Origin of the sequence: Mycobacterium sp. (assembly GCF_047975165.1) — a bacterium.
Classification (GTDB): Bacteria; Actinomycetota; Actinomycetes; order Mycobacteriales; family Mycobacteriaceae; genus Mycobacterium.
Genome location: NZ_JBKECZ010000164.1, coordinates 72,144 through 92,607, shown reverse-complemented (window position 1 = coordinate 92,607; position 20,464 = coordinate 72,144). Strand labels below are relative to the sequence as shown.

The window sequence follows — 20,464 nt, the reverse complement described above, 5'->3', positions numbered from 1 at the left end:
GGAAGGGGTCCAGCACGTGTCAGAACATCCGACTCAAGACTTCGGGCCGCGCCCGTTCGATGCGTTCCGCGTCGACCCGACCGCCTACGGCGCGTACTACCCGGGCCCCCAGGAGCACCCCGGCGCGCGTCACGGCCGGCCCGAGTTCGATCCGGAGCCCCAACCGCCGTCGCCGTACCAGGAGCGGCAATCGCACGCCGGGTACCCGGAACTGTCCGCCGACGCACTGTTGCGGCCGGTCAAGCCTCCTCCCTCGGAGGGATGGCGCCGTGTGCTGTACGGGTTGTCCGGGCAGTTGATCAACCTGGGGGAGAGCCCCCGGGCGACTCGCCACAACAATCTGGTTGCCCAGATCAACCGACCCCTGAGCGGCTGCTATCGGATTGCGGTGCTGTCGCTGAAGGGTGGCGTCGGCAAGACCACGATCACCGCGACCCTGGGGTCCACCCTGGCGGCGATCCGCGGCGACCGGGTGGTTGCCGTGGATGCCAACCCCGATCGCGGAACGCTGCGCGAGAAGGTCACGCCCGGCACTGCGGCCACCGTGCGGGACCTGCTGCGTGACGCCGGGAGCATCGAGCGTTACAGCGATGTCCGCCGCTATGTGTCACAGAACAGCAGCGGATTGGAAGTGCTGGCCTCGGACAGCGACCCGAGCGTCTCGGAGGCCTTCGACGGCGACGACTACACCCGCGCCCTGGGCATCCTGGACCGCTTCTACGGCCTGGTGCTCACCGACTGCGGCACCGGGCTGCTGCATTCGGCGATGCCGGCGGTCCTGGCCAAGGCCGACGTGCTGATCGTGGTCGCTGCGGGCTCCATCGACGGCGCCCACAGCGCCTCGGCAACGCTGGACTGGCTGCAGGCCCACGGCCACGAAGGCCTGGTGCGCGATTCGATCGCGGTGATCAACGCCGTCCGGTCGAATTCCGGCAAGGTCGACCTGCACAAGGTCGTCGATCATTTCGCCCAGCGGTGCCGTCGGGTGCAGGTGGTACCTTTCGACCCGCATCTTGAGGAAGGCGGGGTGATCAGCCTCGACCGGCTGAAGCGGGAGACCCGTGAAGCGGTCGTCGAGCTGGCGGCAGCGGTCGCCGACGGGTTCCCGGGCGACCAGGCGCACCTGAGTCCGAACCCCGGGTGATCCGCGGCCGGTGCGGCCCGGACTTCAGTGCGGCTTGTTGTCGCCCAAACGGCGCAGAAACTCCGGATCGTCATCGGGTCCGATAACGCGCATCCTCGGCCGGCTTGCCTGGGACCGGGCCGCGCGTATGCCGAAATAAATCAATGTCCCGACAACCAGGACGACGAGCAGGTACAACACTCGACACCTCCTGAGAGCGAATATACCCGCGCCGTAGGCTCAAACCGTGTCAGCGGCGTCGGGCGACCGGTCTCAGAGGAATGCGGCGCTGCGCCGCGGGATCGTAGACGTCGTCGTCTACTCGGTGGTTCGGCTGCTCTTGGTCGTCGCCGTCACCGGTGTGATCTACGGTCTGGCCAGGTTGCTCGGGGTGGCCGATTTCCCGGTTGTCATCGCCGCACTGTTCGGCATCGTCATCGGGATGCCACTGGGCATCTGGGTGTTCAGTCCGCTGCGGCGGCGCGCGACCGCCGCGCTCGCTGACGCTGGGGAGCAGCGCCGGACGGAACGGGACCGGTTGCGTGCCCGATTGCGCGGCGAAGCGGAGCCCGGCACCGATGTCGAGCCCGAGGACGACCTCGGGTCCGAGATGCGGTGAGGTCGCCGTGCCTCACCGCACGCTGTTCAGCGGCATCCGGACTACCTGAGCTGCATAGGTGAGGCCCGCGCCGTAGCCGATCAGCAGGGCCAGATCCCCTGGCCGGGCAGCCCCGGATTCCATGAGTTCGGCGATCGCCAGCGGGATCGAAGCTGCCGAGGTATTGCCGGCATTCTCGATGTCGTTGGCGACCACCGTGTCCGGCCTTAGGTCCAAATTCTTGACCAGTAGTTCGTTGATGCGGCGATTCGCCTGATGGGGCACGAACACGTCGATCTGGTCGGGTTCGACCCCGGCGCTCTCCAGCGCGCGGCGGCCGACGTCACCCATCTTGAAAGCCGCCCAACGGAAGACCGCCGGACCTTCGAGCCGGACGAACGGGCGCGGACCCTCGGGATTCTGGGCGAACGTGATCCAGTCGATGTCTTGCCGGATGGCACCGGACTGTTCTCCGTCGCTGCCGGCGACGGTCGGCCCGATGCCCTGCGACGGTGTCTCGCCCACTACGACGGCGGCGGCGCCGTCGGCGAAGATGAAGCAGTTGCCCCGGTCGGTCATGTCGATGGTCGGGGATAGTTTTTCGGTACCGACCACCAGCATCTTGGCGGCGCCGCCGCCCCTGATCATGCCGGCCGCGGTGCTCAGGGCGTATCCGAACCCGGCGCATCCGGCCGACAGGTCGAACCCCGGAACGTCCTTGGCCCCCAGGGCTGCGGCGACCATCGGAGCGGCCGGTGGAGTCTGCAGGAAATGAGTGTTGGTGGTGACGATCACGCCGTCGATATCGGCCGCGGTGAGTCCGGCGTTCGTCAGGGCCCGGCGGCAGGCCTCGGTGGCCATCGATGCCGCTGTCTCCTCCTCGGCGGCAAACCGGCGGGTCCTGATGCCGGTGCGCGAATAGATCCACTCGTCCGAGGAGTCGATGTTTTCGCAGATCTCGTCGTTGGTCACCACCCGTTCGGGGCGATACGCCCCGACGCTGAGCAAACCGACCTTCGTTGGTCCGCTGGCGGACGCGATCTCTGGCATAGCGGTCCTCACTTGTCGGCTCGCACCCGTTGAACGTGATCGACTCTAGGCGTGCGGGTCTGGAGTCGGCAGCCGGCCCTGTTCAGGCCAACGCCAGCGCGGTGGATACATCCCGCTGGCTCGCGAGCGTAACGCCAGGGCGAAATTCGGAGCGCGAAAACGCAGCCCCGTTACGCTCGCGAACGACTCTAGGCGTGCGGGTCTGGAGTCGGCAGCCAGCCCTGTTCAGGCCAGCGCCAGCGCGGTGGATACCGCGATCGCCCACATCAGCATCGCCAGCCCGGTATCGCGCAGCACCGGGATGAGTTCCGCCCCGACCCGGCCGGTTCGCACCGGCAGGTCGGCCCGCAGTGCCAGCGGGGTGGTCGCCAGTGCCACGGCACACCACGGGGTTGCAAGCATCAGCAGCAGTGTTGACGCGCCGGCGGCGGCCAGGAGCCAGTGGTAGAGCTGCCTGGTGCGGCGGTCCCCCAGGTGAACCGCCAGGGTGAACTTGCCGGCGCGGGTGTCGGTGGGAATGTCGCGCAGATTGTTGGCCACCAGTACCGACGACGACAGCGCCCCGATGGCCACGGCCAGCACCAGACCTACCCAATCGACCCGCAGGGCCTGGGTGTACTGGGTGCCCAGGACGGCGACCAGGCCGAAGAACAGGAATACCGCCACCTCCCCCCAACCCGAATACCCGTAGGGCTTGGATCCGCCGGTGTACAACCAGGCCCCGGCGGCACAGGCGATGCCCACAGTGATCAGCCAGGGTGAGCTGACCAGTGCCAGTGCCAGCCCCGCCACGCAGCCGGTGAACAAACTGATCAACGCGGCGGTCAACACCGCGTTCGGGGTCGCCAGCCGCGAACCCACCAACCGTGCCGGGCCGGTGCGGTCGTCGTCGGTGCCGCGGATGCCGTCGGAGTAGTCGTTGGCGTAGTTGACCCCGACCACGAACGAGATGGCTACGGCCAGCGCCAACAGCGCCTTCCACCACACCGCGCCGTGCCCCCAGGCGGCCGCGCCGGTGCCCGCGACAACGGGTGCCACCGCGTTCGGCAGCGTTCGTGGGCGGGCGCCGGATGCCCACTGCGCAAAACTGGCCACCAGGGCATCCTGCCCCATGGGCGAGAATGAGCGAATGCTCGCGGTGATCGGTGGCAGTGGGTTCTACACGTTTTTCGATGCGGGCACCCGCACGGTCTTCCCGGACACGCCCTACGGCAAGCCCAGCGGACCCATCACGATCGGCGTTGTCGGTGAGCACGAAGTCGCCTTCCTGCCCCGGCACGGGGCCGCCCACGAATACCCCCCGCACACGGTGCCCTACCGGGCCAACATGTGGGCGCTGCGTGCACTGGGGGTGCGGCGGGTGTTCGCCCCGTGCGCCGTCGGCAGTCTCGACCCGGCCTTCGGCCCCGGGGCGGTGGTGGTGCCCGACCAGCTGGTCGACCGCACCAGGGGGCGGCCGGACACCTATTTCGACACCGGTGCAGTGCACACCGGCTTCGCCGACCCGTACTGCCCGACCCTGCGGGCCGCCGTCGCCGGCGTGTCCGGTGCGCCCGACGGGCCAGAGGTGGTCGACGGCGGCACCATGGTGGTCATCCAGGGGCCGCGGTTCTCCACCCGGGCCGAAAGCCGGTGGTTCGCCTCGGCGGGGTTCAGCCTGGTCAACATGACCGGATACCCTGAGGCGATACTGGCTCGCGAGCTTGAATTATGCTATGTGACAATAGCTTTGGTTACCGATGTGGATGCCGGTGTGGCGGCCGGGGAGGGTGTGACCGGTGCCGAGGTGTTCGCGGGATTCGGCGAGAACATCGAGATGCTCAAAAAGCTGGTGCGGGCCGCGATCGGGCGGGTCTTGCCCGAGCGGAGCTGCGCACACTGTCTGCGGCATGCCGGGGTGCCGCTGCCGTTCGAGCTGCCCTGAGTGGGTTGGCTACGGCTGGAGCGACCTTCGTCGCCGAGCGTTACTGTGCGGTCGCGTCCGTCGCCGAGCGTTACTGTGCGGTCGCGCTCGGTGGACGAAGCCTATGCCGGGGTGCCGGGCGGCCGATGAATCCTCGGCTGTCGCGGCCCCTGAGTGGGCCGGGCGATCCGCGGTGACCGGCTCGGCCCAGCCGGAGCCGGGGGTCGTGATCCACCGGCGGGGCGCGGTGATCCACCGGCGGGGGGCCGTGCCGGGCGGCCGCCGGGAGGGCGTCGCCGGGGTCTGCGAATCCGGCCCGCGATGATGACTCCGATGAAGACGCACAGCGCCACCCCGCACAGTGCGACGTCGAATGTGCTGGTGATCTGTTGGGCGAGGTTGTTTCCGTACACCCGGTTGACCACCACGCCCGGCAATTCCTCGAACCGGGGGGCCAGCATGACTCCGAGGAATACCCGCGACACCGTGAGGGTGAACAGGAAGCCACTCAACGCGAAGGTGAGCCGTGACCGCAGCGCGGCGCCGGACAGGTGGGCCCGTAGCCACCACGCGAGGGCTGCGGTGGTGAGGTCGAACGCCGCCAGCGTCATGGTGTCGTACCGCGAGTACGGGTAGTTCAGGATCACCGCGACGACGAAGTCGGTCATCCTCATCAGAACCGAGCCCAGACACCAGACTCCGATCAGCGCGAGCGCCTTGCGGATGGCATTGCGCCAGAGCTCCCGGTCTGCCCGGGTCTCCGGGGAACTGAACAGCGCCAACGGTAGGAACAGTGCCGCGGTGCCCGTCCAGGCCAGGTAGCCCTCGTACCCGACTCCGGCCGTTGTCGTGTTCTGGGCAATGCCGTGGAAGGCGTCGATTTCGCGGCCGACCGGAAGGGTCCAGACGAGCATGCCGGCAACCAGCGTCGACGCGGCCAGCGCCCCGGTGACCAACCGGGAATCCTTGGTGTTGCGCCGGCTCCAGTATGACGCGACCACGACCGCCGTCAGCGCGACCAGGCCGTACACCGTCGCGGTCAGGATGACGGCTATGTTGCGGGTACCGAACGTCTCGGTGCCGGTGATGCCCTGCAACGCGTATCGCAGCCGCCAGGCCAGGTTGAAGCCCGCCCCCAGGACCGCGCCGGCTATCGATGTGTAGCCGAGGAACCGGGCTGCCCGCAGCCAACGCTGGTGGCGGACTTCGTCTACGACGGGGCTGGTGAATACCGGCTGTGCGCTCAATAGCGCGCCGGCAAAGCCAAGCCAGCCACCCGGGCCGATACCGCCCGGTACGCCGACGGTGCCCCCCAGCATGATCGATTCGAACACGTTGTAGGCGATGAACGTTCCGATCAGCAGCAGGTAGGGAACGTTGAGACCCAGGCGCAGTCGACTCAGCACGACCGGGTCGATGTGCGCCCGCGACAACACCGGCGCCGCCAGCGACATCAGCGTCACCAGCGCCAGAACCTCCCAGATCACCGTGCTGCTTCCCGGGATGCCCAACCCGAAGTAGAGATTCCACGGGAACAGCGGTGCCAGTAGCAACAAGCCGATCGCGATCAGGTCCCGAATGGTGTTGCGGCGCCGAGCCAGGTGCGCCGCTGCGTCGGGAATGGGATTGGTCGGCGTTTCGTCGCCGGTCAGCGTCACGATGCCCCCAGGGATCGAGGTTGGGTATTGCTGGTAGAGGCGGTATTTCCTCGGTAGGGGAACCCCCTGCCGAGACGGCCTCGTTGTCGGCTTGCGAACATATTCTCCATTCGGAAGACGTAGTCGTCGCTGTGAGCAAGCTATGGATCTGCGCTGACCGCTCTGGCTGGTACGGACTGTGGCTACGCTGGGATCACGGAGAAACACCGTCGCCCGGATGACGAGTATTGCCGACGGTATCGCAATGTAGCGACACCGGACAATGCCGGTAGCGGGGCGGCCGGCCGAAGGGAAGCCGCACATGGACGTGGTGCTGAGGGTCGTGGTCGCGGGCCCGGTCGCACGCTTGGTCCTGGTCGACGCGGCTGCATCCGGCGACGGGCCGATCGACCAATACACCGTCGACCTGGCTGACAACCCCGTCGAAGCCTTGGTGCAGACGGTGGCGGGTACCAACCGGTTGCTGGGGGCCGACGGGCATCGACTGGTCGGGACGTGGCTGGCCGTGGAGGATGCGAATCTGGCCGACCAGCTGAGGCAGGCGCTGGAGTACGGCGGTGTCGCGAACGTCCAGGTGGTGGCGGTGGCCGCGGATGCGACGCGGGTGGCGCCGGTGGTTGGCGGGGATGCGACGGCAGCTGTTTCAACTTCCGGCACCGGACACTGCGGCGCGGGGGACGAGGAGTTGGCGTATTCGCAGTCCGAGGACGTCGTCTCGCCGGCGGCGGATGACGACGCCCTGGCTGAATACGCCGGCGACTACGACGCCGGATACGACGGCGATTACGACGGCGAATACGACACCGATTACGACACCGGGTTCGATGACGACCCCGGTGCTCCTGCGGGCGGTCTGGGGCTCAAGCGGCTGCTCATCAGCAACGCTGTGGTGGCATTCACGGTGCTCGGCTTCGCTTCGCTGGCGGTTGCCGTTGCTGTCACCGTGCGTCCGACTGCCGCGTCGATGCCCGTTGAAGGTCACCAGAACGCGCAACCGGGTAAGTTCATGCCGCTGTTGCCCACCGAGCAGCAGGCTCCGGTGCCGCTTCCTCCGGCCGGGGTGCCCAATGCGGGCTTCCAGGGCGGCACCGTTCCCATTGTCCAGGGGGTCGCACCGCGCCAGGAGGTTCCCGTACCGGTTCCGGTGGCTCCGGCGCCGGTACCTATCCCCCTGCCGGCACCGTTGCCGGTTCCGGTGATCGTCCCGTTCCCCGGTTGGCTGCCAGGCATGCCGACGGTGCCGATTGTCAAGCCGCCGGTCCCGCTGCCGACGGTAAAGCCGACGACGCAGCCGCCGACAACCAAGCCGCCGACGACGCAGCCGCCGACGACTACGGCAAAGCCGACGACGCAGCCGCCGACGACTACGGCAAAGCCGACGACGCAGCCGCCGACAACCCAACCGACGATTCAGCCGACGACTCGGGCGCCGACCCAGGCGCCGACGACCGAGCCGATCACCCAGGCGCCAGCGACTGCGACGATCCAGCCGACCACAGTCGCGCCGACAACCGCTGCGCCCGTGCCCTCCGCGGCTGCGCCTGTACCCACACCGGCGCCCACTCAGCCGCCGACCCAGGCCCCGCCGGCTGCGGCGCCGCAAACCCAGGCCCCGCGGCCTGCGGCGCCCAAACCTCCCCCGCAGCCGGCGCCGAAGCCGCCGTCGGACCTGGATGGCTTAGTGGGACTGTCAAGTTAACGGTGTAACTTGTTGTTGTACTTTTACTTTCGTCCTGCGGTCAATCGTCCGGGGAAGGCTAGCTCGAACGCGTTGAGTGGGGCTTTCCATCGGTTCATCCAGCGCTGTCGGCCCTTGCCGGTTGGGTCGAGACTCATGATCGCCGGGTAGCGCTCGCCCCAGGTCTGGCTGAACCCGGTGAACGCCTCGAGTGCTGCGGAATCGCTGGCCGCGGTGTAGACCAACTTCAGGTCTTTCGTGATCGCTGCCCAGTCCCTCTTCGACGCATATCGAAAGCTGTTGCGCAGCAGGTGAACAACGCAGGTTTGGGTTATCGCTTGTGGCCATAGGGTTGAAGCATCCCGGGTTTCATGCACACCTGGTTACGTGTGACCGGTGTGGTCTCCGATCGGTTGTTGAGCGTAATACCCGGCCTCCGCTTCGGTCGGCGGGCGTCGGCCCAGGCGGTGCATCAGCCTGCTGGTGTTGTACCAGTGGACCCAAGCGGAGGTGATCTTCTCCAGGTCGGCCAGAGTCCGAATCGGACCGGCCCGGAACGGTGAGCCGTCGCGCACGCACTCGGTTTTGTACAGCCCAATCGTCGTTTCGGCCAGCGCGTTGTCCAGAGCATCCCCGACGGTCCCGATCGACGGAATTAGCCCGGACAACATCAGCGATTCAGTGAAATGCGTTGCGGTATTCCGACTCCCGGCATCGCTATGATGAATGGTTTGCCCGGTCAATGAATGGCCTTGACGAGCTCGGTAAGCGGCGGCAGAAAGCAGAGCGCGTTCGACGAATGCGGTGTTCTTCGTCAGCGAGCATTCCCAGCCGGGGATCAGCCCGGCGTAGGCGTCGATGACGAACGCGGTGTAGCCGAACCCGCCGCCATCGAGCGGCACGTACGTGAAGTCAGCCACGTGCAACGCGTCGGGCCGCGACACCCGGAAGCGGCGACCCACCAGGTCCGGCGCCCGTTCGGCGGCCGGATGTCGCTCGGTGGTGCGCACCCGGCGGGTTCGGGTCACGCCGCGCCAGCCATTGACGCGCATCAGCCGTTCTACCGTGCAGCGGGCCACCGGGATGCCCTGGCGGCGCAGATGTGCCCACATCTTCACACTGCCGTACAGCCATTCTGGCGGCCGTTTACCGTCAGCGTCGGGTTCGTCGATGCCGGCCAGGATCTCGGTGATCGTGGTGTCCCACAGCGCCCGTTTCGACGGTGCCGCTGACCGGTGAGCCCAATAGGTGCGGGGGGCGATCGCCGCGCCCTGGATACCCAGGGCGCGGCAGATCGGTACGACCCCGAACCGCTCCTTGTGATCGTCGATGAACTCGCAGATCAACGGTGTAGCGGGTCGCACTCCAGCGCAAAGAAAGTCGTTGCGGCCTTTAATATTTCGATCGTTGTCTCAAGCTCCCGGTTCTTCCGGCGCAGCTCACGAAGCTCGCGTTTCTCTTCGCTGGACACCCCGGCCGTCTCGCCCGCGTCGACCTCGGCTTGGCGCACCCACTTGCGCAGCGTCTCCGCGCTCATCCCCAGTCGGCCGGAGATCTCCCGCATCGCCGCCCACTCCGTGGCGTAGTCATCGCAGTGTTCGCGGACCAACCGCACCGCCTTGGCCTTGGTGTTCTCGTCGTACTTGCTCGGCATCGTGCCCATCCTTCCCTCAGAAGAAGGCGCGCAAGAAACCCGGTCCGGTTCACAATCGCACTGAAAGTGCCTTTCCTGAACCGGTCAGATCATTGCTAGACAACACCGATCTTTCCAGCTCAGAGGGCACTTTCATCATTCCGACACCCGAATAACCAGCCCGTTCATCGGTGAATCGAGGATTAGCCCATGTGCCCAAGGGCGCCGCGGAAATGGTGGCCGCGGCGATCCGCACCCTCTTCGCCCAACCCGATGCCGGGCACGTCCGCGAACAGCTCGACACCATCGCCACCATGCTCGGTCGCCAATTCCCCAAGGTCGAGACCATGCTGCGCGATGCTGCCAATGACGTCACCGCCGTTGCCGACTTCCCGGTCGCGCACTTGAAAACAATCTGGTCGACCAATCCGTTGGAGCGTCTCAACCGCGAGATCAAACGCAGAACCGACGTCGTCGGTGTCTTCCCCAACCCCGCCGCACTGCTGCGCTTGGCCGGCTCCGTGCCCGTCGAAGCCCACGACGAATGGCATGTCGCCGACAAACGCTGCCTATCCGAAGCCACCCTGGCCCTACTCAACACCAACGCCCCGAACGGCAAACCCACCGAAAGTGTTGCCCCCACAGCCGCTCTCACGGCATAGTGAAAACCTACAAAGCCTCACCCAACACGTCGGCTCAACTTACACCACCCCACCGGGCGCGACCCTCCCGCGCGACGAAACTCGTTGCTGCCTCGAGGATTCCGATAGTTTCCTCAAGCTCCCGGTTCTTGCGTCTAAGTCCACGCAACTCCCACACGGCATCGGTGGGTACCCCATCACGCTGGCCGGTGTCGACCTCGGTCCGGTTTACCCAGCGGCGCAGCGACTCATAAGACACCCCCAACCGCTTGGCGACACCGGCAATGCACGCCGTGCGGGCGTCGTACTCCTCGACATGATCGGTGACCAACCGCACCCCCCGGGCCTTGAACTCGTCGTCGTACCTCTTTGCCATGATGCGAACTATCTTCCCTCGAAAGAAGGTGTGCATCAAACCCCGGGGTGATTCACTAACCCCACCAAAATCGGCGGACGGTGTCCGAACTCAGGCGAGATCATGAACTAGCCGCGAATTGCTCTCGGAGTTCCGATTTCTTGAACTTTCCGGTTGCCGTACACGGAATCGCATCGACGAACCGGAAGCAGTCGGGCAGCTGCCATTTGGCGAACGCCTTGGCGAGGTACTCGCGCAGTTCGTCAACGGACGCATGAGCCCCTTCGCGCAAGGTAACGACGGCCAGCGGACGCTCCCCCCACTGGTCATCGGGCACCGCGATCACGGCGGCCTGCATGACTGCGGGATGTGTCATCAGGTGGTTTTCCAGGTCGACCGAGGAGATCCATTCACCACCGGATTTGACGAGGTCCTTGGACCTGTCGCAGATCCGGATGCAACCGTTCGGATCGATGCGTACCACGTCGCCGGTCTTGAACCAGCCATCGGCGGTGAAACTCTCTGCACCGCGACCGCCCTGGTAGCTGGCCGCGACCCAGGGGCCGCGTACCTCGAGTTCGCCCATCGCGGTGTCGTCCCAGCCGATTTCGTGACCGGTGTCGTCACGGGCCCGGATGTCGAAGAACGGGCTCGCGACGCCTTGCCGGGTGCGGAAGTCGTACTGCTGATCGGGCTCGCTCCCGTCCAGTCTTGCGGGCAGGCGGCAGATCGCGCCCAGCGGCGCGGTCTCGGTCATGCCCCAGGCTTGTACGACGGTCAAGCCATGGCGGTCGAACCCCTCGAACATCGACCGCGGTACCGCCGCACCCCCGACAATCAGCCGGTCCAAATTCGACAGGTCCCACCACTGCGGTTCTGTGTCTAGCGCGGCGAGGATCCCCATCCACACCGTGGGAACACCCGCAGTCATTGTAATGCGCTCCTTGGCACACAAATCCAGCACGCTGACCGCATCGAGGTGGGGGCCCGGGAAGATCAGGCGCGCACCGGCCAGCGCCGCGGCATAAGGCAGGCCCCAGGCGTTGGCATGAAACATGGGCACCACCGGAAGAATTGAGTCCCTCGCCGATACCGCCAGTTGATCGGGAAGAGCCGCGACGAGAGAGTGCAGCACCAGAGCGCGATGCGAGTAGACGACGCCTTTTGGCCTACCGGTGGTGCCGGAGGTGTAGCACATAGCGGCGGCCTGGCGTTCGTCCAGCTGAGGCCATTCGATCGGTTCCGCTTCGGCCACGACCGATTCGTAGTCCAGCATCCCCTCAGGCGCCTTTGCACTGTGAGTGACGACGATTATCTGAGCGAATTCGTGTCCGGCACGGAATGTTTCGAAAACCTCCAACAATGATTCGTCGACGACGATCACGCTATCCTGCGCGTCGCCGACGATGAAGGAGAGTTCGTCGGGAAACAGCCGAGGGTTGAGCGTGTGGATCACCGCCCCCATCGCCGGAACCGCGAAGTACAGCTCGAGATGTTCGCTCTGATTCCACAACAACGTCGCGACCCGATCGCCGGCGCCGACGCCCAGCTCACGTAGTGCGCCGGCGAGACGCCGGGCCCTCGAGGCGCAGGTACCGAAAGTGGTGCGAGAGATAGACCCGGACGGCCGCCTCGACACCACCTCGGTATCGCCGTGGAAGCACTCGGCGCGCTCGACGATGCTGGACAGCGTGAGCGGATAGTCATCCATACTGGTGCCGCTCACCGCCATGGCCGTCGTCAATGGATCACCACCCCGCGAATGTTCTTGCCGTCGCGAAGATCCTGATAACCCTGGTTGATGTCTTCGAGCCGGTACTTTGTCGTCACCAGTTCGTCCAGCTTGAGCTGACCGGCGTCATACAGCCGCAGTAGGCGCACGATGTCGTATTGCGGGTTCGCCGAGCCGAACATCGACCCTTTGATGGTTTTCTCGTAGAGGGTCAGTCCCAATCCAGAGACGTGGACCGTCAACTTCTCGGGGGCCGCCAGTCCCGTGACCACAACGGTGCCGCCCTTGCCGATGATGTCGAAAGCCGCCGACACGACCTCTTCGTCGACCGTGCCAACCGTGACGATCGCCTGGTCTGCGCCTTGGCCCCATGACAGCTCGGTTACTGTGGCAGCGGCCTCTGCAGCAGTATCGAACGCATGGGTCGCGCCGAATTTTAATGCGGTGTCCCGTTTGAACGCCAATGGATCAACCGCCACGACGTACTTGGCGCCGCCGTGCAATGCGCCTTGCACGGCGTTGATTCCAATCCCGCCGATGCCATAGATGACAGTGATGTCCCCCGCGCGGACACCGCCGGCGTAGTTGGCGCTGCCCCATCCGGTCGGTACCCCGCAACCAACCAGTACCGCGGTCTCCAGCGGCAGCCAGTCATCGATCTTCACCACTGAATGCTGGGAGATGGTCGCCTTCTGAGCGAAGGTACCGAGCATGCACATCGCCCCGAAATCGGTTCCGTTGCGGTGAAATCGGAACGATCCATCCGGCATGGAACCCTCAAGGATCGTGGCTCCCATATCGCAGATGCTCTGTCTACCGGTCGAGCAGTAGCGGCAGCTCCCGCAGCTTGGGATGAAACTACACACCACGTGGTCACCGGGCTTCACTTTCGTCACTCCCGGGCCGATGTCCTCGATGATGCCGGCGCCTTCGTGTCCCCCGACGATCGGAAAACGAGGAGCCAGGTCGCCGTCGGTGAGATGCAGGTCGGAGTGGCACAGTCCGGCTGCTGTGTAGTTGATCAGCACTTCGCCTTCGCCGGGGCCGTCGAGTTCGAGCTCCATGAGTTCGAAAGGCCTTCCAGCTTCCAGCAATACTGCTGCTGTGGTTTTCACAAGTTTCTCCTCATCAGATACTGGCGCCGAAATTCCGGTCCATCGAATGCGACGGGGAAATAGTCGCTCGCGGCCTTTCAAACCTGAGCACACCGTCGTTGATCGGATCATCGAGCAGTAGGGCGGTGTCTTTCTCGTATTTCATCAGCACTTTCCAGGGCAGCTTCGACCCCTGCCGCGGCAGCGCCAGGTTGCCGCGCTGCACGTAGCCGGAATTGAGTTCGTCGAAGATGGAGTCCGTTGTCGCGCAACCTTGGACGTCATGGGGGACGGCCACCGTGTAGCCGTTGTCGTCCATGTACTTCAGCAACCGGACCAGGTAGGTGCCGACCAGATCGGCCTTCAGGGTCCAGGAAATGTTCGTATAGCCGACCACCCACGCCATGTTGGGCAGATCCTCGATGAGGGCTCCCTTGTAGATCATCTGCTCGTGCAATGAATGCGCCTTACCGTCAACGGTCAACGCCATCCCGCCCAGCGCCTGCATGTTCAGGCCGGTGGCGGTGACCACGATATCGGCGTCGAGTTCGCGACCCGATTTCAGCAATATGCCTGTCTCGGTGAACGTCTCGATCTGATCGGTGACGATCGACCCCTTGCCGGACGCGAGCACCGCAAACAGGTCACCGTCCGGCACGACACACAGCCGTTGGTCCCACGGCATGTACTCCGGGGTGAAGTGGCTCATGTCGAATCCGGGGCCGAGGTGGCGGCGTGCCTGCCACATGAGTAGCCGGCGCATGGCACGCGGCCAGCGGCGGCAGGCCTTGAACGTCTGCCGATTGATCAGGATGTTGCGCTTGCGCCCAAAGGCGTACACCCACGTGCGCGGCAGGAAGTGGCCCAGCATCTCGGAGATCTTGTCGTACGCCGGGAGCGAGAAAATGTATGACGGCGAGCGTTGCAGCATGGTGATTTGTTTGACGTCGCCCGCCATGGCCGGCACCAACGTGACAGCCGTTGCGCCACTGCCGATCACGACGACGTTCTTGCCGCGATAGTCCAGGTCGTCCGGCCAGAACTGAGGATGCACGAATCTCCCGGTGAACCGCTCCTCACCGGAGAATGTCGGCAGATAGCCGGAGTCGTAGTCGTAGTAGCCTGTGCAGCTGATCAGGTAATCACAGGTGTATCCGCGGATCTCGCCGGTCGCCTCATCATTGGCCTTGACGGTCCAGCGTTTCTCGGCGCTGGACCAGTCCGCACCCACGATCTTCAGGCCGTAATGGATCATCTTGTCGACGCCGTATTCGGCGGCGGTATCGGCAATGTACTGCCGGATAGACCCCCCGTCGGCGAGCACTTTCAGCTCGTTCCACGGACGGAACTTGTAGCCGAACGTGTACATATCAGAATCGGAGCGAATCCCTGGGTAGCGGAACAGATCCCAGGTGCCGCCCAGTCGTTCGCGCCGTTCCAGCAAAGCCAGGGTCCGATTCGGGAACGCGGCGGTGAGTTGGCTGGCCGTGCCGATTCCAGACAGGCCCGCGCCGACGATCAGTACGTCGAAGTGCTGCGAAGACATGATACGAGCATGGCCGCGTTCGACGTCACGAGTCTTGACTCTTCCCGACAGATTATTGTCTTTACGCGACATTCGAGGACGAAACGCGTTCGCGACCAGTAATGGTAGTTGTCTCACTCCTCAGCGTACGGTCAGGACCCATGGCGCCACTCGAAGTTCACCGCGACGAGATCCGGAGCCGCATCCTCGATGGCGCGGAATCATGCCTGGTCCGCGACGGACTCCAGAAGACGACCATCGATGACATCGCCAAGGCGGCCGGGGTGTCGCGCGCGACGATCTACCGATACCTCGAAGGTGGCCGGGACGCGATCATCCTCGGGGTCCTGTTGCGAATCTGCGTCAGAGAACTGAGCCGACTGGTCGTCGAACTCCCCCGCCAGCATGCGTCATTCGCCGGCCAGCTCACCGAGGGTGACGTGCAGTGCCTTGCCCGGGCCGAAACCGACGAGCACCCCGCGTTGCTGTTCTCTCCGGAGATCGTCGGGATGACCGGCGGCATCGCCGGGGCCGACGAAGCGCTGACCGAGCGCCTGTCGACGATGCTGCGGCCGATCCTCGAACCCGCTCGCCTCCGCGGCGAAGTGCGTGAAGATTGAGCGATCGAGATATCGCCCAGTTCGTCAACCATTTCATCGTGGCGGAACTCGTGCTCCGCACTCGCCAGGCCCAAGGCGAGGTCGAACTGCGCTCGATGCTGCGCAACTTTATGGTGCCCGGCCTCACCCGGGCCGGCCAGCCATGAATGCTTGACCACCCCTGATACGTGAGACACAGTGAGTACTTCGTCTCGCACCAGGAAATACTAGTGTCCGCACTCGACAACAAGCAGCTGGCGGTTGACTTTCTCAAGGCCATGCACTCTGGGGACCACGAAGCCGGCGCGTCGATGCTCACCGACGACTGCGAATTCTTCCTTGCGGGAGACATGGCAAAGAGCGGTCGCCTGTCGGCCGCCGGCGGTTTGGCCATCTGGGCAGGGATCACCAATGCCATTCAGGGCGGAACATTCAACTTCGGCCACGTGACTGCCGAACAGGACCGTGTATCGATCGAGGCGGAGAGCTTCGGAACCATCAACGATGTGGCGTTCCACAATCAGCACCATTTTCTGATCCGCGTCCGGAACGGGAAGATTTACCAGTTCAAGGAGTATTTCGACACCCTTCACGTCTGGGAGATCATCAATTCGATGTTCTTCGATGGCATGCCGCGAGCGCAGCGCACGTCGAATATCGACGAGATCACTGACAGCATCAGCAAGTGAGGTAGGAATGTCAGCTGACGGCAAGTGGAAAATCACGATCCATACGCCACTGGCATCCCAGGCCGGCACGTTGGAGTTGGCCACCACAGGCATGGCACTGTCGGGCACCGCAACGATGCTTGCCGGTGGGGGTCACCCCGTCAATGGCACCGTGCAAGGCGAGAACCTCACATGGCAGATCACGGTGAAGCGGCCGCTGCCGATGATCGGACACTTCGTGACCACGGTGGCTGGAGACGAGTTGTCCGGCACGGCAAAGCTGAGCCTTGTGGGTCAAGCGACGTTCGAGGGCTCACGGGTAGTCGCCGACAACTGACGGCCAGTGATGCTGAATCATCGCGACCACTCAAGAATCCGCCTGGCCAGCTCGGGGCCGCAGTCCTCCTGAACGAAGTGGCCGGCATTGATCCGGGCGTGCGGCTGGCCCTTCGCGCCGGGAACATGGGCGATCAGTGAGCGGTCAGTGTCGCCGAGAATCGGGTCCTTGGCGCCAAAGACACATAGGAACGGTTTCCGCCATCGGCCCAGGGCTGCCCACGCTGCGCGGTTGGCCGGCACTGCCGGATCGTCGGGTCTCGTCGGGACCAACCTGGGGAATGCGCGCACTCCGGCCTGAAATCCCTTGTCCGGGAACGGCGCATCGTAACCTGCACGCACCTGTGCCGACACCCTGCCGACTGTCCCTACCGACAGGACTCGCCCGCATGGAATCACGGGGGCGAGACGTGCGACGGCGCTCCCGATCCGAAATGTGAGCGATGCACCGCGGTCAGCGATGGGCAAGGTCCCGTTGCTGACCACGATGCGCCCGGCAAGGTCGCCTCGTGCGCCGACGATGCGCAATCCGATCAACGATCCCCAGTCCTGCACGAAAAGCGTGACATCGCGCAATCCGAGAGCGTCGAACCACGACGTCACCCACTGCACGTGTCGCAGGTATGTGTAATCCTCGATACGACTGGGCTTGTCGGAACGACCGAAGCCGATCAGATCGGGCGCCAGTACTCGATATCCGGCTGCCGCCAGTGGCTCAATCATGTTGCGGTACAAGTAACTCCACGTCGGTTCGCCGTGCAGCAGGACAATGGCCGGTCCGTCGGCAGGGCCCTCGTCGAGATAGTGCATTCGCAAATGGCCGGTGTCGGCCGCCGCCACTTCGACGTAGTGCGGGGTGAACGGGTAGCCCGAGAGGCTTGCGAACCGGTGATCGGGGGTGCGCAGGATGTCCAAGGTTCCTTCTCAAGTTTGCATTGTAGGGGTTGTCCGACCCCGGGGATTCCATGGTACTATCGATCACGATCCGTCGCATAGTACCGCGGAAGGCGGGATTCATGCGTCTGTCGTCGTTCGCCTATGCAGCTGAGTACTGGCTGGCACCCGAACAGTTCTTCGCCCGTATGACGCGGCTCGGTGACCGCTTCCTGTTGAACCTGCCTGGCTCTTCAGATGCGCTCTGCATCACGAACCCCGACGACATCAGGCAGGTCTTCAAGGCTCCCAACACCGTGCTGCAGCTGACGCCGGCGCTGGGCCGATTTTCGCCGCATCACGTGATCTTCGGCGACAACACCATCATCAGCATGGAAGGCCAGCAGCACGCCACCAATCGCCGTTACGTCAGCCCGCCGTTCCACGGCAAGGCGCTCAAATCGTATGAAGATGCCATGGTGCGCCTCACCGAGAAAGCGCTTGCCTCCTGGCCGATGGGAGAAGAGGTCAGCTTCCGCGACATGGCCGGCCCGATCGCACTCGACATCGTCGCCGAGGTGATCTTCGGGATGACCGACCCGCAGCGGGTAAGCCGCGCGAGCGAAGCCGCGATCGCGTGGCTGGAATCGATTCACTCGACGAAGCTGGCCATCCAAACCGCGTGGGCCACCGCAATGGGAGGCAAATGGACCGGGAACTACGACGAGATCAGAAACGCGCGCCTCGCCGTGGAGGCGCTGATCCAGGATGAGATCGATGAACGTCGGCAAGCCGGTGACGAGCACAGCGACGATGTGCTCGGCATCTTGCTCGGTGTCCGCGACGACACCGGTGAACCCATGCCTGATATCAAGGTGCGCGAATCGATCGCGGCGTTGCTGATCGCCGGCTACGAGACCACCAGCAACTCCCTGGCCTGGCTGGGAAATGAGCTTGTCCGCCAACCCGAACTGCTCGATACGCTCACCGAGTCGGCGCAGGGTGACGACCCGACGTGGTTGGACGCCACCATGTATGAAACACTCCGGTTGCATCCGCCCGTAGTGTTCAATTTGCGCTATGTGGTGGAGCCGTTCACCTTCGATGATGGCACGAAGATCGAGCCCGGCCGCATCATCATGCCGTTCACCTACGCGGTGCACCGCCGCGCCGACCTGTACCCCGAGCCGGGCAAATTTCTGCCGCAGAGATTCCTGGAAAACCGGCCCAAGACCTCTGAGTGGATCCCGTTTGGCGGCGGCACCCGATATTGCCTGGGCGCACCCTTCGCGATGTTGGAACTCCGTGTCATTCTGCGAACGATCCTGCGCCACGCCCGCTTCCGCGTAGCGGATACGCCAATCGAACCACCGGTCCGAATGAACATCACGCTGCTGCCCAAGCACGGGGGCCGCGTTGTTCTCGACCCGGCCTGACTCCTACCATGGGCGGGTGCCGAACGGTTCCGCAGACGACCTCAGCGATCAAATCCTGCACGCCGCGCTGACCTGCTTCCAGGAGGTCGGCGTCCGGCGTACGTCAATGGATGACATCGCCCGCGCGGCAAGAGTTGGCCGGATGACTGTGTTCCGGCGCTTCGAAAGCAAGGAGCGCTTGGCGCAGCTTGTACTCCTGCAGATCCTGGCGCAGACGGCCGAGAGCATTCAGTGTACGTTCATCAGGGCCGGAGACCTCGAAACCGGGCTCACCGAAGCGATTTTCACATCCGTGAGAGAGCTGCGCGACCATCCGCTCTTCGTAAAACTGATGAAGACCGAACCCGACACGTTTCTGGGTGCAGGCACGAGCGGCGGCGTGAGCGCGATCGCGCTGATGCGGCACTCCGTAGCCGGCTGGCTGGGTTCCAGCGGCGGCGGGCCGTTGAGCGATCAGGATGCGGCAATGGTCGCTGAAACGACGGTGCGCCTAGGCGTGTCGCTCATTCTCGCGCCCGGCGGTCCCATTCCGCTCCACGACGATGACGGTATGCGCGCGTTCATCGCGCGCTATCTGGTGCCGGGGATCGCGCGACTGGCGACCGATCCCTGAGAGTCAAGTTCCCGGCAGTCCCGCTCGGACTTGCTGCGGTGTCTTGCCAAACCACCGCCGGCACGAGCGATTGAGGGTGCTTTGTTCGGCGTAGCCGAGCAATCCGGCGATCTGGCTGAGCGGCAGCCCCGGCTCGGCGAGGTACTTCCCCGCCAACATACGACGTTCCTGGTCGACTAAGTCCTGGTATCGCGCACCTTCAGCTTCCAGTCGGCGTTGCAGTGCCCGTAGATGAATCGCGAGCTGATCGGCGATGGCGTCGATGGTGCATTGGCCAGTGGGAAGCAGGCGGCGGATCATCTCCGTCACGCGTTGGGACAACGAGGCCGTGGGCGGAAGGTAGTTGGATTTCCGGTATTTCGCCGCGATGTGGCGCGTCGCGGAGTCTGCGTTCACGATTCGTTTGTCGGCCAAGCCCTCGAATATCTCGAATCCGCAACAAGTCTGTCGAAATCGCACCGGGCATCCGAGCGCCTCACGGTACGCGGTGTCCGACCCGAGCTGGTCGTGTGTGAACGAAACGACGTCGGGCCGTGCTGCCGGTCCGCCGACCAACCGAATGATCCGGGCCGCAATCGCCATGCTGATTTCATACGACTGCTCCACCGAGGTGCGTCCCGGTTCCGCAATCTCATAGGTGAACCTGAGGCCATTCACCGAGTCAGAGGGCGAAAATCTCAGTTTCAGTGCGGGTGAATGGGCATAAAGGTAACGCCCAATCATTTCCAACCCGTTGCGTACCGTCTGCGTGTTCCGCGCGACCACTGCTATAGGTCCGAGCATGTCCAGGCCCTGCCACTGCGCCAGGCGGAGGCCAAAATCGGGACAGTCCAGATCTTCGGCGCTGGCCTGCAGCATCCGAACGTAGGCATCGATGGAGATGACCGCGTCTTCCTGGTTCTCGATTTCCGCAGGGATCCCGAAGCGCTCTCGGAGAGTCGCCGGATCC

The 20,464-nt window shown here is 64.6% G+C and carries 20 protein-coding genes and 3 pseudogenes; 11 read left to right on the top strand and 12 right to left on the bottom strand.

Annotated elements, in window-relative coordinates:
• The first annotated feature begins 16 nt into the window (after positions 1-16).
• Positions 17-1,144, top strand: a complete 1,128-nt coding sequence (locus tag ACK5M9_RS15750; protein ID WP_416894069.1) for a MinD/ParA family ATP-binding protein — start codon at positions 17-19, stop codon at positions 1,142-1,144.
• A 24-nt stretch (positions 1,145-1,168) separates the two neighbouring features.
• On the opposite strand, the gene ACK5M9_RS15745 is transcribed toward ACK5M9_RS15750, so the two are convergent.
• A complete protein-coding gene (locus ACK5M9_RS15745) occupies positions 1,169-1,324 on the bottom strand; it encodes a hypothetical protein (protein WP_416894068.1) in 156 nt (51 codons plus the stop codon).
• A 46-nt stretch (positions 1,325-1,370) separates the two neighbouring features.
• Between ACK5M9_RS15745 and ACK5M9_RS15740 the strand changes: the two genes are divergently transcribed.
• A complete protein-coding gene (locus ACK5M9_RS15740) occupies positions 1,371-1,742 on the top strand; it encodes a DUF4229 domain-containing protein (protein WP_416894067.1) in 372 nt (123 codons plus the stop codon).
• Between the two features lie 12 nt (positions 1,743-1,754).
• Here the strand turns inward: ACK5M9_RS15740 and fabH are convergent, their stop codons facing one another.
• A complete protein-coding gene (gene fabH / locus ACK5M9_RS15735) occupies positions 1,755-2,771 on the bottom strand; it encodes a beta-ketoacyl-ACP synthase III (protein ID WP_416894066.1) in 1,017 nt (338 codons plus the stop codon).
• A gap of 225 nt (positions 2,772-2,996) precedes the next feature.
• Entirely contained in the window at positions 2,997-3,866 is an 870-nt protein-coding gene (locus ACK5M9_RS15730) for a 1,4-dihydroxy-2-naphthoate polyprenyltransferase (protein WP_416894065.1), read from the bottom strand.
• A 34-nt stretch (positions 3,867-3,900) separates the two neighbouring features.
• On the opposite strand from ACK5M9_RS15730, the gene ACK5M9_RS15725 reads away from it, so the two are divergent.
• Complete coding sequence (locus tag ACK5M9_RS15725) at positions 3,901-4,695, top strand: S-methyl-5'-thioadenosine phosphorylase (protein WP_416894064.1); 795 nt, start codon at positions 3,901-3,903, stop codon at positions 4,693-4,695.
• A 101-nt stretch (positions 4,696-4,796) separates the two neighbouring features.
• Here the strand turns inward: ACK5M9_RS15725 and ACK5M9_RS15720 are convergent, their stop codons facing one another.
• Positions 4,797-6,326, bottom strand: coding sequence for a hypothetical protein (locus ACK5M9_RS15720; RefSeq protein WP_416894086.1), 1,530 nt, complete (start codon positions 6,324-6,326; stop codon positions 4,797-4,799).
• A gap of 307 nt (positions 6,327-6,633) precedes the next feature.
• Here ACK5M9_RS15720 and ACK5M9_RS15715 point away from each other — a divergent pair, with 307 nt between their 5' ends.
• Positions 6,634-8,031: a hypothetical protein gene (locus ACK5M9_RS15715; protein ID WP_416894063.1), complete on the top strand. Its 1,398-nt coding sequence runs from the start codon at positions 6,634-6,636 to the stop codon at positions 8,029-8,031.
• A gap of 23 nt (positions 8,032-8,054) precedes the next feature.
• On the opposite strand, the pseudogene ACK5M9_RS15710 reads toward ACK5M9_RS15715, so the two are convergent.
• Positions 8,055-8,360 (bottom strand): annotated as a pseudogene (locus ACK5M9_RS15710) (transposase); the annotation flags it as partial.
• 33 nt (positions 8,361-8,393) lie between these two features.
• Positions 8,394-9,664 (bottom strand): IS3 family transposase gene (locus ACK5M9_RS15705; RefSeq protein ID WP_416894062.1). Its coding sequence is split into 2 segments (ribosomal slippage): positions 8,394-9,382 and positions 9,382-9,664, totalling 1,272 coding nucleotides; the frame shifts between segments, so codons are not numbered across the junction.
• Between the two features lie 182 nt (positions 9,665-9,846).
• Here ACK5M9_RS15705 and ACK5M9_RS15700 point away from each other — a divergent pair.
• Positions 9,847-10,305: pseudogene (locus ACK5M9_RS15700) on the top strand (transposase); the annotation flags it as partial.
• Positions 10,306-10,339: 34 nt separating this feature from the next.
• Here the strand turns inward: ACK5M9_RS15700 and ACK5M9_RS15695 are convergent.
• The 4 genes from ACK5M9_RS15695 to ACK5M9_RS15680 form a co-directional block, all read right to left on the bottom strand.
• Positions 10,340-10,660 (bottom strand): transposase, encoded by a 321-nt coding sequence (locus tag ACK5M9_RS15695; protein ID WP_416894061.1) that lies wholly within the window; start codon positions 10,658-10,660, stop codon positions 10,340-10,342.
• A 100-nt stretch (positions 10,661-10,760) separates the two neighbouring features.
• Positions 10,761-12,350 carry a long-chain fatty acid--CoA ligase gene (locus ACK5M9_RS15690; RefSeq protein ID WP_416894060.1) on the bottom strand — a complete coding sequence of 530 codons (1,590 nt, stop codon included), beginning with the start codon at positions 12,348-12,350 and terminating at the stop codon, positions 10,761-10,763.
• 29 nt (positions 12,351-12,379) lie between these two features.
• Positions 12,380-13,486, bottom strand: coding sequence for an NDMA-dependent alcohol dehydrogenase (locus ACK5M9_RS15685; RefSeq protein ID WP_416894059.1), 1,107 nt, complete (start codon positions 13,484-13,486; stop codon positions 12,380-12,382).
• A 13-nt stretch (positions 13,487-13,499) separates the two neighbouring features.
• Complete coding sequence (locus ACK5M9_RS15680) at positions 13,500-15,011, bottom strand: flavin-containing monooxygenase (protein ID WP_416894085.1); 1,512 nt, start codon at positions 15,009-15,011, stop codon at positions 13,500-13,502.
• A gap of 140 nt (positions 15,012-15,151) precedes the next feature.
• Here ACK5M9_RS15680 and ACK5M9_RS15675 point away from each other — a divergent pair, with 140 nt between their 5' ends.
• The 4 genes from ACK5M9_RS15675 (at position 15,152) to ACK5M9_RS15660 (ending at position 16,594) form a co-directional block, all read left to right on the top strand.
• Positions 15,152-15,610, top strand: coding sequence for a TetR/AcrR family transcriptional regulator (locus ACK5M9_RS15675; RefSeq protein ID WP_416894058.1), 459 nt, complete (start codon positions 15,152-15,154; stop codon positions 15,608-15,610).
• A complete protein-coding gene (locus ACK5M9_RS15670) occupies positions 15,607-15,756 on the top strand; it encodes a hypothetical protein (protein WP_416894057.1) in 150 nt (49 codons plus the stop codon). The genes ACK5M9_RS15675 and ACK5M9_RS15670 overlap by 4 nt, the downstream gene beginning before the upstream one ends.
• Positions 15,757-15,819: 63 nt before the next feature.
• The gene (locus ACK5M9_RS15665; protein WP_416894056.1) at positions 15,820-16,278 is read left to right on the top strand and encodes a nuclear transport factor 2 family protein; all 459 of its coding nucleotides are present in this window, start codon (positions 15,820-15,822) and stop codon (positions 16,276-16,278) included.
• Positions 16,279-16,285: 7 nt separating this feature from the next.
• Positions 16,286-16,594 (top strand): hypothetical protein, encoded by a 309-nt coding sequence (locus ACK5M9_RS15660; RefSeq protein WP_416894055.1) that lies wholly within the window; start codon positions 16,286-16,288, stop codon positions 16,592-16,594.
• Positions 16,595-16,611: 17 nt separating this feature from the next.
• Here ACK5M9_RS15660 and ACK5M9_RS15655 read toward each other — a convergent pair whose 3' ends face one another.
• Positions 16,612-17,508 (bottom strand): haloalkane dehalogenase, encoded by an 897-nt coding sequence (locus tag ACK5M9_RS15655; RefSeq protein ID WP_416894054.1) that lies wholly within the window; start codon positions 17,506-17,508, stop codon positions 16,612-16,614.
• A gap of 101 nt (positions 17,509-17,609) precedes the next feature.
• Here ACK5M9_RS15655 and ACK5M9_RS15650 point away from each other — a divergent pair, with 101 nt between their 5' ends.
• Both ACK5M9_RS15650 and ACK5M9_RS15645 read left to right on the top strand, forming a co-directional pair.
• Positions 17,610-18,902 (top strand): cytochrome P450, encoded by a 1,293-nt coding sequence (locus ACK5M9_RS15650; protein WP_416894053.1) that lies wholly within the window; start codon positions 17,610-17,612, stop codon positions 18,900-18,902.
• Between the two features lie 16 nt (positions 18,903-18,918).
• The gene (locus tag ACK5M9_RS15645; protein WP_416894052.1) at positions 18,919-19,515 is read left to right on the top strand and encodes a TetR/AcrR family transcriptional regulator; all 597 of its coding nucleotides are present in this window, start codon (positions 18,919-18,921) and stop codon (positions 19,513-19,515) included.
• Positions 19,516-19,518: 3 nt separating this feature from the next.
• On the opposite strand, the pseudogene ACK5M9_RS15640 reads toward ACK5M9_RS15645, so the two are convergent.
• Positions 19,519-20,463: pseudogene (locus ACK5M9_RS15640) on the bottom strand (AraC family transcriptional regulator); the annotation flags it as partial.
• Between the last annotated feature and the right edge of the window lies 1 nt (position 20,464).